Origin of the sequence: Rhizobium sp. WYCCWR 11128, assembly GCF_013416305.1 — a bacterium.
GTDB classification, from domain to species: Bacteria; Pseudomonadota; Alphaproteobacteria; order Rhizobiales; family Rhizobiaceae; genus Rhizobium; species Rhizobium indicum.
Map to the genome: position 1 here is coordinate 154,358 of NZ_JACCEZ010000006.1, position 16,178 is coordinate 170,535.

Below are 16,178 nucleotides of genomic sequence, written 5' to 3' on the forward strand. Positions count from 1 at the left end.
GGGCTAACTCGGCAGGGCCAGACGGCGCTCGACAAAGCGCATCACGGCGGCGATGAGGAAACAGGTCGCGACATAGAGGGCTGATGTCACCATCCAGGTCTCTATGACGCGGAAACTCTCGACATTGATCTTGCGGGCGGCAAACGTCAGTTCCGGCACGGCGATGGCGGCGGCGAGCGAGGTGTCCTTGAAGAGTGAGATGATCGTCGAGGACAGTGATGGCAGCACGTTGCGCAACATCAGCGGAGCGATGATGGAGCTGCGGATCTGCATCCCCGTCAGGCCGATGGCAAGCCCCGCTTCCGTTAGTCCTCTCGGAATAGACAGCAGCCCGGCGCGGAACACCTCGGCCAGATAGGCGCCGGAATAAAGCGACAGAACCAGGACGAAGCTTTTTATCTTGTCGAGGCGCAGGCCCATTTGCGGCAGCGCGAAAAAGACGAAAAGCACCAGGACGAGAATCGGCAGGTTGCGAATGACAGTGACATAGACCCGTGCCGGCACGACCGCAAAACGGCTTTTGGACGTCAGCGCGAAGGCCACCACAAGACCGATCGCGGCGCCGATCAGGATCGAGATCACCGCAAGGCCGAGGCTGAGCGCGAGCCCGCTCAAAAGAAAATCGAAATTGCGCCAGACGGCAGCGAAATTCAACGTGTAACCCATGCGGGCCGCCCTTTCAGACCAGAGCGTGATGCCGAAAAGTCTGAGCGATTTTCGGACAACGTCATGCTCTCACTCTTTAAATGCGGAGCGGGAAACATGTCCCGCTCCGCATGGCTGTTACTTGAATTCGACCGGGAAGCCGATCTGCGGCGGCGTCAGATCTTTGCCGAACCAGGTCTTGAAGGACTTGGCGTAAAAGTCGAATTCGACGCCGGTCATGGCTTCGTGCAGGGCGGTGTTGACGAAGTTCAGCCAATCTTGATCGCCGCGCTTGACGGCGCAGGCGTAGGTCTGCGGATTCCAGCCGTAGCCGGCATCTTTATAGCGACCCGGATTCTGCGTCATGTACCAGGCGAGCGACGACTGGTCCGTGGCAACTGCATCGGCACGTGCCGATTCCAGCGCCTGATAGATCAGGTCGACGGAATCGTACTGGTCGACGGTCGCCTCCGGCAAGGCCGCATGCACCATTGCCTCGGCATAGACGTTCTGGAGAACCGAGATGGTGACGGAGGAGCCTGCCGCCTTGAGGGCGGCGTAGTCGGCATATTTGCCATCCGCCTTGAGCATCAGGCCGACACCCTCGCGATAATAAGGAATGGTGAAGGCAACCTGCTGGGCGCGCTCGCCGGTAACGGTCATGAACTGGCAGGTGATGTCGACTTTGTCGGTGGTGATGTTCGGGATGCGGGCGTCGGAGGACTGGTTCACATACTCGATCTTTTCAGGATCGCCGAAGAGCGCCTTGGCGATGATGTGGCCCATGTCGACGTCGAATCCCTGAAGTTTGTCGTCGGCGCTCTTGAAGTGCCAAGGCGCATTGGTGCTGCCGGTGCCGAGGACGAGATGGCCGCGGGCCAGCACTTCATCGAGCTTGCTGCCTTCGGCCAGCGCAGGCGTGGACAACAGAGCGGCGACGGCCAGCGATATCACGCCGGTGCGAAAGGAAATGGTCATGGCGTTCCCCTTATGGATGATTCCTATTGTTCCAGTATAATGGACGCATGTCTGTTTTACTGGAACAATGTTATGAAGTGCCATCAAGGATGAATTGTCAATGGGGTCATGCTGAAAAAACGCGCAGTGGCGCGCGTGGCGATTTTTTCGGCAGTGCAGCATTGTTCCGTTGTTTAGAGGCTCAACATCATGCCCTTCCCGCTCAGCGACCTCAGGCCATGCCGAGGGCGAAAGATGCGGTCTTCAGAGCGAGCGCCTTACGCGTTTGCGTTTGCGGTCGCAGCGCGGATCAGTGAACCAGCCGCCTCGCCTGCGGCTTCCATATAGGTCGGGTCGCGATGCAACAGAACGACGGCGAACGAGCCATCGAGCAGCAGGACGATCTGCCGGGCGAGCTGCGGCACTTCCGTCTTGATTCCGGCCGCCTCGAATGTGACCCGTAGCCAGGCCTCGACCCTCTTCTTGTGTTCAATCCCGACTTTCATGGCTGGATGGCCGGGCATATTGACGAGTTCCGCAGAGGTGCGCAGGAAGCCGCAGCCCTTCCATTTCGGATGGCGGGCCGCGCGGGCGAGATTGCGAAAGATGCCTTGTACCTTATCCGCCGGTTCGCCCGTCGTTTCCGCGTACCAGCGTTTGAACAGAGCGAGGTTGGGCTGGTCGCGCGCCTCCAGATAGGCCCCGATGAGATCGTCCTTACTGGCGAAATGGTAGTAAAGGGTGCGTTTCGTGACGCCGGCCTCTTCAGCCACCGCATCGACGCTGACGCTCCTGATGCCCTCGTTGTAAAACAGCTTGGCCGCCGCCGAGATGATGCGTTCGCGCGTCGGGATTGCGTGTGAGATCATGTCGCTATGTATACCGACTAGTGAATATACACAAGCGTTGGCCGGCGGCATACTTCTCTTGACGCAGCATAGCGGAAAGGAAAACCGAATGGCCGACACTGTTTTGATCGACAGCCGCGACGGAATCGCCGCGCTCACTCTCAATCGCCCGGAAAAGCTCAATGCGCTGAATTACGCCTTGATAGACCGCTTTCTCGCGATCCTCGACGCCATCGAAACCGACAATTCAATCCGAGTGATCATCCTCACCGGCGCAGGCGAGCGGGCATTCTCGGCGGGCGGCGATATCCACGAATTCTCAGAAAGCGTGGCGCAGGGCGCCGATGTCGCGATGCGCGATTTCGTCGCGCGCGGACAGCGGTTAACTGCGCGGCTGGAAGCCTTCCGAAAACCCGTCATCGCCGCCGTCAACGGCCTTGCCTTTGGCGGCGGCTGCGAGATCACCGAGGCTGTGCCCCTCGCCATCGCCAGCGAACGCGCCCTGTTCGCCAAGCCCGAGATCAATCTCGCAATGCCGCCGACCTTTGGCGGAACGCAGCGTTTGCCAAGGCTGGCCGGGCGCAAGCGCGCCCTCGAACTGCTGTTGACGGGCGACGCATTCTCCCCGCAGCGCGCCCTCGAACTCGGCCTTGTCAACCAAGTTGTCCCGCATGACGCTCTCATGCCGGCCGCCCACGACCTCGCGCGGCGCATTCTGCGTCATTCACCGCTGGCGGCGGCGAGCATTCTGACGGCGGTGACGCGCGGCATCAACCAGAGCATTGCGGAGGGGCTGCTGATCGAAGCCGAACAATTCGCCCGGATGGCGCCAACCGCCGATTTGCGCGAAGGGCTCGACGCGTGGATCGAGCGTCGCAAGCCGAACTATCCCGGCTCGTGGTCGCTCGATTGATTGCCGCCAACACTGCCGAGAATGGCTCAGTCAGCGTAATCAGAGCTCTTCCCAGTCGGACTTCAGCGCGACGGAGGCCGACCCGCGCTGGATCGATGCGAGGGGCGAATTACGAACGACTTTCAAAGCCGTCGGTGCGGCAGGGTGACGATCCGCCTGCGCAAACGAAGACCTGGATCTCGGCGCATCGTTGAAACGGAACTGCTCAAGAAGCTCGAAGAGCGCCGCAGCCTCTCGGGCGAGACCATGGCTCGCAGCCGTCTGCTCCTCGACCATTGCGGCATTCTGCTGCGTTCCCTGGTCGACGGTGTTGATGGACTGGCTGATCCCGCCGAGCGCAGTCGATTGCTCGCGCGCCGCCTCCACGATCGCTGTGACGTTGGTATTGATTTCGTGAACCTGACTGGCGATTTCCTGGAGCGCTGATCCGGCATTCGTCACGAGGGCGACGCCGTTTGCGACATGGGAACCGGACGCCGTGATCAGGCTCTTTATCTCCTTGGCAGCTTTCGCCGACCGCTGCGCCAGCTCACGGACCTCCTGGGCAACGACCGCAAAGCCCTTGCCGGCCTCCCCTGCTCGTGCCGCCTCTACGCCGGCATTGAGCGCCAAAAGGTTCGTCTGGAAGGCAATCTCATCGATAACACCGATGATATTGGAAATTTCGCGTGACGAGTTTTCGATCTGGTCCATCGCTCCGATTGCGTCACGCACTACCTGGCCGGAATGCTCGGCGTGATTTCTGGCGCGCGCCACGAGTTGACCGGCCTCCTCGGCGCGGCGGCTCGAATCCTTGACCGTCGTCGTGATTTCCTCAAGGGCGGCGGCCGTTTCTTCGACGGATGCCGCTTGCTGCTCGGTACGCTTTGCCAAGTCGTCGGCCGCTGTGCGGATTTCGTTGGAACCGGCTGATATCGCCTTGGCATTTTCGGCAACCGTTGCCATTGCGCCCTTCAGCTTCTCCGAGGCACTGTTGAAGTCGGCACGCAGCCTTTCCAGCGAAGGAATGAAAGGCTTCTGGATCATCTGCGACAGGTCGCCGTCCGCAAGATTCGTCAGGCAACGGGCAAGTTGTTCGACATTTTCGACGCGCGCCGTGACATCGGTTGCGAACTTCACGACTTTGAACACTTTGCCGTTCAGGTCGAAAATCGGATTGTAGGAAGCCTGGATATAGACCTTCCGTCCGCCCTTGCCCATGCGCATGAATTCGTCGGCAACCAGCTGGCCGCTCGCAAGTTTCCGCCAGAATTCCTTGTAAGCCTCCGACCTCGAGTAGTCGGCTTCACAGAACATCGAATGATGTTTGCCCTGGATTTCGGCAAGCGAATAGCCAAGGGCGGACAGGAAGTTGTCGTTCGCGGTCAGGATTTCGCCGGCCGGCGTGAATTCGATGATCGCCTGAGCCCGGGACAATGCGTCGATCTTGCCCGAATCCTCGGCAGATTTCAGCTTCTGCGCGGTGATATCCGTTGCAATCTTGATGACCTTGACCGGCTTACCGCGTCGGAACACGGGATTGTAGGATGCTTCGATCCAGACCTCGCGGCCGCCTTTTCCAAGGCGCTTATATTGCTGCTGGTCGAATTTCCCGGCTTCGAGCTTCGTCCAGAAAGCCTTGTATTCCGTTGAGGATACATAGGAAGGCTCGACAAACATGCTGTGATGTTTTCCGACAATCTCCCTCAACTCGTAGCCGAGCGCCCTGCAGAAGTTTTCGTTCGCGGTGAGGATCCTGCCCGATAAATCAAACTCGATCATGGCCTGCGAATTTGATAAAGCGGCAAGAGCCGCGACAGCATTTGCACCGCGATCAAGAATATTCACGCGCAATCCCCCTAGATTCCGTTGCTGTCAATCCAGCCATTTCGGAAATATTCGCCTATGCTTATTAATGGGGATTTAATTATGAATATAACGTGCAGGATATTTTTGCTTTCAACCAGCGCTGCCTTCATCAGGCGCATCCTGGCAAAGGCAGCCGGCCCCCTGCCCTGCCGGCAGGCAGCGATGCACCTGCGTCAGGCTCTTCGGGAAGGGGCTTGCAGGCCGCTCAACCGCTTTTCAATTGCGCCATAGCAAGCAGCGTATCGGCGCTTATCGTCGCGGAGCCAGTCAGGATCGAAAGTGCCGTCGACGTGCTGCCTGTGCCGTTGGCCATGTCATACATGGCGGTGAAGCGTTTGATCAGATCGTCGACTTTGTTAGGATCCGACAGATCCTCGAGGTCGATAAAATTGTCGATCATCTCGGCTTGCTTGTCGACGTCCATGTTCGAGACGTAACTGGACAGGTTGAAGCTCGTCGTAAAAAACTCAAAGAGCGCGCTGTCGCCCAGAATGTCGTAGGCGCTCGAGATCTCCGGCGCCTTGCGCTGGAAATAGAGGGCAAGGCGCACGCCGGTGTTGCTGTCGCCTTGATCATCCTCCAGCGTCAGCCTGACATAGGCGTCGATCGTCTCCAGCACGTCGCCGCGCTGCTGCACCGTTCCGGTGGGCTCCGCTGAAATATTGCCGTCCTGATCGAAATTGAACGCGCCGACGAGTTCGGCGAAACGATTGTCGCCCAGCTTGTTGACATAACTGTCTTCGTCATCGAGGTCGGAAGAAAACATCTTCTCCAACTCGTCCGACGTGACAGCATCAGGATCGAGCCCCTTCGCCTCGAGCGCGAAGGAAACCAAGCGATCGTCGGCCAGAAATTCGCTGGCCGTGGTGATCGTGGCCATCTGCTCGCGAAAATAGGTGATCTCCTCATCCGCCGCATCGGTCGCTTCCGTCAGCTCGTCGCCTTCGAGGTATCGGATCTTGTTCTGCTTGTAATAGGTCGCATAATCGTCGACGACGGATTCCGACATGGCCTGCAGCGGAACGGTCACGTCGCCATTGTCGTCGAAGTTGAAGGCTTTGCGAAAGGCGACGAACCGGTCATCGTCGAGGCTGTTGACATAGCTTTTCGAGTCCGAGGGATCGCTTTCGAGAATTTTCCGGACCTCGTTTCTCGAAACGTTGTCCGGGTCTATGTCATGGGCTCGCAACGCCATTTCCCACAGTTCCGGGAGATCGTCGTTGTCGTCATCGTCGTCGTCATCATTCGACACCAGGAAATCATCGATCGAGGTGACGCTGGCGATGCGCGTCGTATAGTTGTCGACGGCGTCTTCGGTGTCGGTGTTGGCGATCAGCACCTCATAATTTTCATCGAAGGTCGCCGTGGTGGCGGCGGTCTGTTCCGATGTCTGGGCCGTGTCGCCATCGGCAAGAGCGCCGTCTTCATCGAAATTGAAGGCATCGTGCAGTTCGGACAAGCCGATCGCGTCGGCGATATCAGCGCTTTTCAGCGCCGCGGAAATGAAGTTATCGGTCTCGCTATCGGTAAGCCCATAGGCAGTTCTCAGATAGGAAATCAGTTTGTCGTCGCTCATCAACTCATCGACGGAGGTGATGTTGCCGATTTGCGCCGCGAAGTAAGTGTCATAGGCCTCCCCGGTTTCCGAGGAAGCGATCGTCGCGGAGGCTACCGCATAAGCGCTTGTGACCAGCGAGATCTGATCTTCCGACATCACGTCGCCGTCGGTCGAGCCATCCTCGTTGAAGTTGAAGGCCTTCGCCAAGTTGACATAGACCTCGTCGTCGAGCTGGTTGACGAAACTATCGGCATCGTCGAGATCGCTCGTCAAAACACTCTTCAGGAAGCCGGTCGAGGTATATTCGGTGCTGAGGCCGAAAGCCGTCAGCACATAGTTCTTCAGCTTCGAACTCGACAGAAGATCGTCGACCGAGGTGATCGACGAGATATTCTCTTCGAAATAGTCCGTCGCGTCGGCGATGTCGTCCGCCTCGGTGTCGAAGGACCCCTCATAAGCATCGAGCAGATTGTCCCGCTGCACGTCCGATTGCGCCGTCTTCGTCTCGCCGGCGAATTTGAAGGCGGCAGCGAACTCGGCATAACGGGTGTCGCTCAAGCTGTTGGCGAAGCTCGATGAATCGCTAAGGTCGCTCTCCAGCACCTTCTTCATGAAGGCCTTGGCATATGTCATGTCTTCAAGGCCGTAGGCCTTCATGGCATAGGAATAGAGCTTGTAATCGCTCATGAATTCATCGACGGTCGTGACCTTCTCGATGTTTTCCTTGTAATAGGCGCTGTCGCGGGCAACCGTTGCCTGTGAAGCCACGTTCGAGAGGCTGGCGTTCAGATTTCGCGCGACCGTGAGATAGCTTACATAGGTGGAAACCAACGTCTGTCCCTTTCATAGGCACGGCGGTGCCGCGCGAAAGCCTGCCGGCAGTCACGGGTGAACATTTTCATCTCTGCGGGAATGTCGTCGCCGGTCATGGCGAAGCGCAGCCACCTACATGTGGCCGAATCAATTTAATAGAACTCTATAGTTCTATAATTTATCCAATGAGGAATTGGAAGCGAAAGTCAACGGATCGCGTTTTGCCGGACTAAGCGCGAGGAGCGAATCTGACAGATTGCAACGCGCTTTAGGCCGCGCCGACGCCTGCGGCAAAGATGGCAATGCAGCGTCGAAGATGGGCAAACAGTCCAGCCCGATCGGGCCAGGCCTGCGCGCGCCCTTCCGGCGGACCCATGCCGCCGAGGATCATATCCATCAGCATCCGGGCGCCGCTCGCCGTATCGTCCAGCGTCAACCTGCCTTCCGACCGGCGTTCGCCCAGCCAGTCGGCGAGATGCTGCCGGCTGGCAAGCATGCCTTCGCGCTGCAGGATATCGACAAGTTCGGGAAATTGCGCCGCCTCGCGAAAGACGAGCTGCAGGAAGCCGGTGCGATCCGCATCCTTGTCCTCATCCATATCGATCATGAAAATGCGCTCGAGGCTCGCGGCAATCGAGATATCTTCTGCAGGCCTAGGCAGATCGAGCATCAGGCGTCGATGCGCGCCGACCACGGCAGCAAACAACTCTTCCTTGCTCTGAAACAGCTTATAGAGCGTCTGCTTCGAAACGCCCGCCTCGGAGGCGACGATCGCGGTCGTGCTTCCGGCATAACCGTATTTGACGAAAACGCGGCCGGCGACTTCGACGATATGCGCCCGCTTATCGTCGTCGCTGGAAACTTTCGGCCGGCCCCGTTTGCGCGGCTCGTCCGCCGGCTCGTCGATAATATCCATGATGGTCTAGACCACCCTTCCGAAACGCGTGCCGACGACCTGAGAACGTAGACTACGATTTCTGAGGGGCAATTTTTTCGGTTGTGGCATTAGTGATTTCGATTTAGAGAACTTGTCAGTTCTGTAATGCGTTGCATCCTCACCCTCCTAGCGATGGAGCGCTTATGACGACCATTTCCGCTGCAACATCAGTCTCTTCCTATTCCTATAGCAAGTACCCGACATCCGCGTCCGAGGAGATCCTATCCTCTAATACGGTTTCGTCGGCAAAAGCAACCAAAAGCGGGCAGCTCGATGAAGACACGTCCAGCAGCGCCGACAAACTCCTGTCCCAGTTGATGACGCTATCGATGAACCGCTTCTCCGATCAGTCGGTATCGGGCGAGGATGAGGATGGCGGCGAAGGCATGGACGTTGCCCAATTGGACAGCGATGGCGACGGCTACGTGAGTAGGGCCGAGTTCGTCGCGGCCCGGCCGTCCGACGTGACGGAGGACCAGGCCAACACGCTTTTCGACAGCTTCGACAGCGAAAGCACCGGCTCGCTATCGGTCGATGCGCTCGCCGAGGCCATGTCGGTTGAGCAGTCGCAACGCTCCGGCGGACCGCCACCTCCGCCCGCCGGTGATGACGATCTTGCATCCCTGCTCTCCGATCTCGATACCGATGGCGACGGCTCCATCAGCAAGGACGAGTTCGTCGCAGGCCGGCCGTCCGATGTGACGGAAGACCAGGCTGGCACGCTTTTCGACAGCTTCGACAGCGAAGGAGCGGGTTCGCTGTCGGTCGATGCGCTGACCGAGGCGATGTCGGCCGAGCAGTCGCAACGTTCCGAAGGAGCGCCACCGCCGCCCGCAGAAGACGACCAGTCTCAATCCCTGCTCTCCGATCTCGATACGAATGGAGACGGGCTCGTGACATTGGACGAGTTCATGGCGGGCAAGCCCGAGGACGTCACCGAAAGCCAGGCGAGCCAGCTCTTCGATCTGCTCGACACATCCGACACCGGTTTATTGTCCGTTCAGTCCGCGGGCTGACGGAGGATACGGAGCGTCGCCATTGCAGTTGCTGGAGAAACTGTAATGAGACGATCTGAAAGCGGCCCGGCAGTGGAGCTGGCAGAGCCTTCAGCCGGGCCGCTCCTGAAATGCTGAAACGTTGGTGCGCCGCCACAGGCGCACGATACTAGCGCGCGGATGAGCCGAAGCGCCTATCGCCATCACGGGGTCAGTCCAGACAATCAGATCATCGACCGGTGTCGGCCTTTGCCCGGCGCCAGCGATGTCGTGCGCCCGCAATCCGGGCCCTGGAAGCCCCTCGTCACATGGCATGTTCCCAAACCTTAAAGGATCGAGCCATGAGCATTTTTGGAAGCATGAAAACCGCCGTCTCCGGCATGAGCGCCCAAGCAAACCGGCTGAGCACGGTTTCCGACAATATCGCAAACGCGAATACCACCGGCTACAAGGCCGTTTCCACGTCCTTTTCGTCGCTGGTCCTGCCGTCTTCCTCGGGCAATTACAATTCGGGCGGCGTTCAGACATCCGTGCGCCAGGCGATTTCCCAACAGGGCGACATTTCCTATACGACTTCGGCCTACGACCTGGCGATCTCGGGAGACGGGTTCTTCATCGTGGAAAGCGCCGACGGCACGCCTGTGCTTACCCGGGCCGGTGACTTCTCGGTCGACAGCGACGGCAATCTCGTCAACGGTGCCGGCTTCACGCTTATGGGATATTCCTATGATTCCGGCGTACCGGCAGTGGTCGTCAACGGCTTCGACGGCTTGGTGCCGGTCAACGTATCCCAATCGGGCTTGAGCGCCGTCGCTTCGAGCAGCGCCTATTTCAGCGGCAACTTGAACTCCGAAGCGACCGTCGTCACGGATACGACGACGCTGCCGAGCGCCAATACGGCAAGCGTCACCGATGACACGCAAAAGATGTCGCTGGTTGCCTATGACAGCCTCGGCGGCACCGTCCAGTACGACTATTACTTCACCAAGACCGGCGTCACGACGGATGCAAGCGGCGCGGTCACCGGCAGCACCTGGGAGGTCGCGGTTTACCGCAATGCCGATGCAGCCACTGGCAGCACGACGTCCTTTCCCTACTCTTCCGATGCCGTGAGCGTTGCAACGCTCTCCTTCGACGCCGATGGCCAGCTGACCTCCGCAACCGACACCGACATCGTCGATCCGGTGACGGCAAAGACGATCACCATGGACTATTCCGACTTCACCCAGCTTGCCTCCGACTTCTCGGCGACGGGCTCGGCAGACGGCCAGGCCGCAAGTGCGGTGAGCTCGGTGTCTATCGGTGCGGATGGCGTGGTGTCGGTCTCCTACGCGAACGGCGCGACAAAGGCTCTCTACCAGATCCCTCTCGCGACGGTCGCCAGCCCCGACAATCTGACGCTGCTCAGCGGCAACGTCTATAGCGCCAACGGATTGTCCGGCGTCACGGTCACCGGCTTCCCGCAGACGAACGGGCTTGGCTCCATCCAGTCCGGCGCTCTCGAAAGCTCGAACGTCGATCTCGCCGGCGAACTGACGGAGATGATCGAGGCGCAGCGCAGCTATACCGCCAATTCCAAGGTGTTTCAGACCGGCTCCGATATCATGGATGTCCTCGTCAATCTGAAACGATAGGGAGGGCGCCGGCATGTCGCTCACCTCCGCCTTGAACAGCGTGCAAAGTATTTTCAACACTACGGGCCAGCAAAGCAGCGTCGTCTCGACGAATATCGCCAATGTCGGAAATTCCGACTATGTGAGACGGGAGGCGTCGGTTACGACGTCTCTTTCCGGCGCCCAGGTCGTCAGCATCAGCCGGGCGCAGGAAACTGCGCTGCTTGCGCAGTATCTGCAAACGAATGCCAAGGACAGCGCCCAGCAGACGCTGGTGACCGGTCTCGAAAGCCTGAAGTCGCTGGTGGGCGGCAATGACTACGAGACCTCGCCGAGTACCTATCTCACGGCATTCCAGCAGGCGCTCCAGACATTCGGCACGTCGCCAAGCAGCACGACCGCCGCGCAATCGGCCGTGACCGCCGCGCAGGATCTCGCCAATTCGCTAAATACCGCAAGCGACGGCGTCCAGTCGATCAGAGCCGAGGCGGATGCGGAGATCGCCACACAGGTCTCCACCCTGAATACGCTGCTGTCTGAGTTCGAGGCGGCCAACAATGCGGTCAAGCTGGCGACATCGACCGGCACCGATACATCCTCGGCACTCGACGAGCGTGAAAAGCTCCTGAAGCAGATCTCCTCGATCGTCGGCGTCACCTCCACCGTGCGCGACAATAACGATATGGCGCTCTACACCTCTGATGGCACCGTGCTGTTCGAGACCATTCCCCGCACCGTCACCTTCGCGTCGACAGCAACCTACGTTGCCGGAACGGAAGGCAATTCCATCTATATCGACGGCGTTGCGCTCGACGCCGGCGAGGGATCGACGACGAGTGCCTCGGGCAGCCTGCAAGGGCTGCTGCAGCTTCGCGACGAGATCGCCCCGACATTCCAGGCCCAGCTCGACGAGATCGCCAAATCGCTCGTCCAGATCTTCTCGGAAACAGACGGCAGCACGAGCGCGCCGGGACTTTTCGTCTGGACGACGGCGTCAGGCGCAATCGGGGGAACACCTGCTGCTTCCGACGATACGACAGGGATCGCCTCCACCATCTCGGTCAATCCAGCCGTCGTCACCAGCGAGGGCGGCGATGCGACAAAGCTGCGCGATGGCTCCATCAGCGGGATCACCGATCTCAACACCTCGGGAGACAGCGGCTTCTCGGACAATCTCGACGCCCTGTATGAGGCGCTGACGGAACAGCGCTCATTCTCTTCCGACGCCGGTCTCTCGACGTCGCAAAGCCTGACGGACTACGCCAGCGCCTCCATCGGCTGGCTCGAACAATATCGAAGCGACGCCACGTCGGCCTCCGAAACCACGGCGGCGGCCTTGTCGCGCTCCGACGAGGCCTATTCCAACGAAACCGGCGTCAACCTCGACGAGGAACTGACACTGCTTCTCGACATCGAACAATCCTACAAAGCGGCGACAAAGATCCTGAACGTCATCGACGAGATGTTCCAGTCGCTCCTCGACATAGCGAGCTAGTCATGAAAGCATCTTTTGTCTCATCATCGGCGATGCAGAATGTTTTGCGGCTCACCATCAGCCAGTCCCAAAACAAGCTGCAGCAGGCCTCGACGGAAGCGACCACAGGAACCTACGCCGATATCGGCGTATCCCTCGGCGCCGGCGCTGCAAAGTCGATCAATCTCACCAGCGCCATCGCCCAGGCTGCCTCGTTCAAGATGAGCAATGCCGTCGTCGAATTGCGCATGAACGCATCGCAAACCGCTCTTTCGAGCCTCAAGGATGCTGGCGACAGCCTGGTCTCGAACCTGACTGCGCTCCAGGCGAGCCAGGATACGACGAGCATCGCCGTTGCCCTGCAGACGGCGAGCGCCACGATTTCGCAGTTGGTCTCGACGGCAAACACGTCAGTCAATGGCGAGTTCCTGTTCGGCGGAACGAACCTCGACAGCCAGCCTCTGACCGATCAATCCTCGGCGGTCTCGGCTACAATCGTTTCGGCTCTGAACGATTATGCAACCGGTCTCGGAAAAGACGTCAGCGAATTGACGGGCGAAGAAATCGGCAGCTTCATCACCGACACGGTCGAGCCGATGTTCTCCGAGAGCGCCTGGACGGACGCTTCCGAAGGCTGGTCGGCCGCTTCCAGCACCGACATGACGAGCCGGATCAGCGGATCGGAAACCATCACCTCGTCGACCAACGCCAATTCCGAAGGCATGCGCTATCTGGCGCTGGCGTCCGTCGTCGTCTCCGCTCTCTTCGGCCAGGATCTCAGCTCCGACGCGCAGAGCACCGTCGCATCCAAGGCGATCGCCTATGCGGCGCAGGCGACCTCCGGGATCGTGACGCGGCAAAGCGAACTCGGCCTCGCCCAGGAACGGCTCGAAAAGGCAAATGATGCGCTCGACGCTCAATCCACTCTGCTTCAGGGAAACCTCGTCGATCTCCAGGGCGTGGATACCTATGAGGCCTCGACGCTCGTCAACCAGCTGCAGACGCAATTAGAAACGGCCTACACGCTCGTTTCGAAACTCCAGAGCCTGAGCCTGGTCAACTATCTCTGACGGATTGAAAAATGCGGGAATTCAAGCAGTTGCAAATACCGGCCCTAACGAAGGAGCCCAACACGACGTGTTCCGAAATCGTGGCGGAGGCGGCCTTCGCGCTTGCCTCCGGCATCATCGATACGATCCCCTTCGTCGGCAGCAAACTCGACGAGCAACAGACGCGGGCATGGCCGCGATCGGGTGTCTTCACGGATGACGGCGTCGAGATGACCGCTACGCCCCCTGAAATATTCGAGCTTTGCGAGTTGCTGGCAGCCCACATCGAGAAAGGCACCTCATTCGACGTTTTCGAGGTTTTCCACAAGATTGCGCGCATCGACCGGCTGATCGACTGGCGCCACGGCGCAGTGCTGTCACCCGAGCCGCATCCGGTAACGCATTGACAGAAGACGCAAAATGCCTTCCCAATGGTGGCGCGATCACGGCCGCGCCGCCAGCAAGCATGGCATAGGCTGGTCTTGCATAGGGCTTGTCCGTTGCGGCAGTCTGGACTTTCCCATAGGGGAGACTGAGGACGATTGCCGAAGGTCTGCCGGCAATGGTCTTTCAGAGACCGAGTGTGTTCTTGATGTCGAAGCCGCGCGCGAAGCTACCCTTCTCCGAAGAGACCTTGCAGTCCATGCTGATCCGCGTGCTTCGCCCGCTGGTCAAGCTCGCACTCGCCTCCGGCTTCAACTTCATCTCGTTTTCGACCGTTCTTCGCCGCCTCTATATCGAGGTCGCAGAGAAGGAATTCGCGCTGCCGAACAAGAACCAGACGGATAGCCGCATCTCGCTTCTGACCGGCATTCACCGCAAGGACGTCAACCGGCTGCGCGGTCAGGTGCTTGCGGCATCCTTCCTGACCACCGGCGTTTCGCAGACGAGCCGCATTCTCGCCAGATGGCTTGCCGATCCGTTTTATTGCGATGCGGAGGATCGGCCGAGCGCTCTGCCCCGGACCTCCAGCGACGGCGGTCCGTCATTCGAGAGCCTGGTGAGCGACATCACCAAAGACGTCCACCCCCGCTCCATCCTGGACGACTGGCTGGATAAAGGCATCGTCGTTCTCGATCAGAACGGCTGGATCCAGCTCGACCTCTCATCGATCGTCCCCAATGCAGGTGACGAAGCCCGCCGGCATTATTTTACGCGCAACCTCCGTGACCATGTGCAGGCGTCGGTCATGAACCTGATGAACGAGCCCCCCCCGAACTTCGAACGCGCCGTCCATTATGACGGGATATCACCTGTTCTGGCGGCCCGGCTCGACGAAATCGCGCGCGCGGAAGGAATGGCGCTGCTCCTGAAACTCAACAAGATCGCCCATCAGGCTATCAAGGACGACCCCGGCGGCAACAGCCGCTGGATCGCTGGGCTCTATGTCATGACCGAGGAGGGCGAGGCCGATCTTCAGGCAGACGCCGCATCCAAGACGGAGACGGACGAATGACTCCGTCGGCGATTTCGAGAAGGCAATTTCTGCTGGCCGGAATAGCGCTTCAGGTTCTGGGGCCTAAGATTGCCGCCGCGCAGCCGACGGGCACCAGCGATCATGGCATCGGCGGGTCCGGTCTTTCCATTCAGGGCGGCGGGGAGAACGAAGATCACGGGATCGGCGGAACGGGCATCGTCGGGACCATCCAGGGCTTTGGAAGCATCATCGTCAACAACTTCCACATACCGTTCAGTGCGACGACACCGATCGAAATCGACGGCCGACGGGTTCGCGCGAGCGCGATGAAGGTCGGTCATGTCGCCCGGGTGCTGCTGACGGGCAAGCTTGCCGCCCGCATCACGATCGCCAGCGAAGTCCAGGGCCGCATCGACCGGATAGACAAGACCGGCATGACCGTATTGGGGCAGACGATCGACACGACGGGTGTCGCGACCAGGGGCCTGCGCAAGGGCAGGCGGGTCGCCGTGTTCGGCATCCGCAAACCTGACGGTACGATCATTGCCCGGCGCATCGAGCCCCGCTCCGTTTCCGAAGGCGCCCATGTTCGAGGCATCCCCGTCAAGAGCAGCAATCGCGTCCTGATCGGCGGCCTTTCGCTTGGAAGGACGCATGGATACCTGGCCGGCAAGCAAACGCTCGTGCGTCTCAAGGCCGTCGCCGATCGATTGATCATCACGCGCATTCAGGCTGAACCCCTGGTGCCGGGCTTGAAAAACGGCATCGTCAACGTCGAGACCTTCCGGCCGACGGATAAGGACGGGCCGGGCGCAGGCCCCAGAGGGTCCGCGCCTTTCGGCTCGATTCCGCCCTCTCCTGATGGTCATGGCTTCGTCGATATCGGCGTGCGGGACTCAAGCAGAATGACCGGCTTTCCCGACGGGCGCATTCCGGACGGCTTCGGTTCTCGACGTCCAGGAGGCCCTTCGGATCGACCGCCGCCCGATCGTTCGCCCTTCGGCAGAGGCGGGCCGGACCGAGATTTTTCCGCTCCGGATAGAGCGGGGCCGCCACCGCAGGACGGCCCGCCGCCTGGGCCGCCGCCACCGGGTCCGGGTCCGCGCTGAAA

14 protein-coding genes are annotated in these 16,178 nt (G+C 59.8%); 8 read left to right on the forward strand and 6 right to left on the reverse strand.

Annotation, left to right across the window (positions count from 1 at the left end):
• Positions 1 to 3 precede the first annotated feature (3 nt).
• The 3 genes from HX898_RS19740 to HX898_RS19750 all read right to left on the reverse strand — a co-directional run bounded on the left by HX898_RS19740 (position 4) and on the right by HX898_RS19750 (position 2,522).
• Positions 4 to 666: an amino acid ABC transporter permease gene (locus HX898_RS19740; RefSeq protein ID WP_171600385.1), complete on the reverse strand. Its 663-nt coding sequence runs from the start codon at positions 664 to 666 to the stop codon at positions 4 to 6.
• 117 nt (positions 667 to 783) lie between these two features.
• A complete protein-coding gene (locus HX898_RS19745; protein WP_138388904.1) occupies positions 784 to 1,623 on the reverse strand; it encodes a transporter substrate-binding domain-containing protein in 840 nt (279 codons plus the stop codon).
• Between the two features lie 257 nt (positions 1,624 to 1,880).
• Positions 1,881 to 2,522, reverse strand: coding sequence for a TetR/AcrR family transcriptional regulator (locus HX898_RS19750; protein ID WP_171600386.1), 642 nt, complete (start codon positions 2,520 to 2,522; stop codon positions 1,881 to 1,883).
• 37 nt (positions 2,523 to 2,559) lie between these two features.
• Here HX898_RS19750 and HX898_RS19755 point away from each other — a divergent pair, with 37 nt between their 5' ends.
• Positions 2,560 to 3,363, forward strand: a complete 804-nt coding sequence (locus HX898_RS19755; RefSeq protein WP_180195470.1) for a crotonase/enoyl-CoA hydratase family protein — start codon at positions 2,560 to 2,562, stop codon at positions 3,361 to 3,363.
• Between the two features lie 39 nt (positions 3,364 to 3,402).
• Here the strand turns inward: HX898_RS19755 and HX898_RS19760 are convergent, their stop codons facing one another.
• The 3 genes from HX898_RS19760 to HX898_RS19770 all read right to left on the reverse strand — a co-directional run bounded on the left by HX898_RS19760 (position 3,403) and on the right by HX898_RS19770 (position 8,498).
• Complete coding sequence (locus HX898_RS19760) at positions 3,403 to 5,190, reverse strand: PAS domain-containing methyl-accepting chemotaxis protein (protein ID WP_180195471.1); 1,788 nt, start codon at positions 5,188 to 5,190, stop codon at positions 3,403 to 3,405.
• 226 nt (positions 5,191 to 5,416) lie between these two features.
• The gene (locus HX898_RS19765; protein WP_180195472.1) at positions 5,417 to 7,600 is read right to left on the reverse strand and encodes a DUF1217 domain-containing protein; all 2,184 of its coding nucleotides are present in this window, start codon (positions 7,598 to 7,600) and stop codon (positions 5,417 to 5,419) included.
• A 250-nt stretch (positions 7,601 to 7,850) separates the two neighbouring features.
• Positions 7,851 to 8,498 carry a TetR/AcrR family transcriptional regulator gene (locus tag HX898_RS19770; protein ID WP_180195473.1) on the reverse strand — a complete coding sequence of 216 codons (648 nt, stop codon included), beginning with the start codon at positions 8,496 to 8,498 and terminating at the stop codon, positions 7,851 to 7,853.
• Between the two features lie 164 nt (positions 8,499 to 8,662).
• Between HX898_RS19770 and HX898_RS19775 the strand changes: the two genes are divergently transcribed.
• The 7 genes from HX898_RS19775 to HX898_RS19805 all read left to right on the forward strand — a co-directional run bounded on the left by HX898_RS19775 (position 8,663) and on the right by HX898_RS19805 (position 16,176).
• Positions 8,663 to 9,535 (forward strand): EF-hand domain-containing protein, encoded by an 873-nt coding sequence (locus tag HX898_RS19775; RefSeq protein WP_180195474.1) that lies wholly within the window; start codon positions 8,663 to 8,665, stop codon positions 9,533 to 9,535.
• Between the two features lie 320 nt (positions 9,536 to 9,855).
• Positions 9,856 to 11,148 carry a flagellar hook protein FlgE gene (locus tag HX898_RS19780; protein WP_138332901.1) on the forward strand — a complete coding sequence of 431 codons (1,293 nt, stop codon included), beginning with the start codon at positions 9,856 to 9,858 and terminating at the stop codon, positions 11,146 to 11,148.
• 13 nt (positions 11,149 to 11,161) lie between these two features.
• Entirely contained in the window at positions 11,162 to 12,622 is a 1,461-nt protein-coding gene (gene flgK, locus HX898_RS19785; RefSeq protein ID WP_180195475.1) for a flagellar hook-associated protein FlgK, read from the forward strand.
• Positions 12,623 to 12,624: 2 nt separating this feature from the next.
• The gene (locus HX898_RS19790) at positions 12,625 to 13,671 is read left to right on the forward strand and encodes a flagellar hook-associated family protein (RefSeq protein WP_180195476.1); all 1,047 of its coding nucleotides are present in this window, start codon (positions 12,625 to 12,627) and stop codon (positions 13,669 to 13,671) included.
• Positions 13,672 to 13,682: 11 nt separating this feature from the next.
• Positions 13,683 to 14,057: a DnaT-like ssDNA-binding protein gene (locus HX898_RS19795; RefSeq protein WP_003550205.1), complete on the forward strand. Its 375-nt coding sequence runs from the start codon at positions 13,683 to 13,685 to the stop codon at positions 14,055 to 14,057.
• 155 nt (positions 14,058 to 14,212) lie between these two features.
• A complete protein-coding gene (locus HX898_RS19800) occupies positions 14,213 to 15,106 on the forward strand; it encodes a DUF6502 family protein (protein ID WP_180195477.1) in 894 nt (297 codons plus the stop codon).
• Complete coding sequence (locus HX898_RS19805) at positions 15,103 to 16,176, forward strand: DUF5666 domain-containing protein (RefSeq protein ID WP_180195478.1); 1,074 nt, start codon at positions 15,103 to 15,105, stop codon at positions 16,174 to 16,176. Before HX898_RS19800 ends, HX898_RS19805 begins: the two co-directional genes overlap by 4 nt.
• Positions 16,177 to 16,178 lie beyond the last annotated feature (2 nt).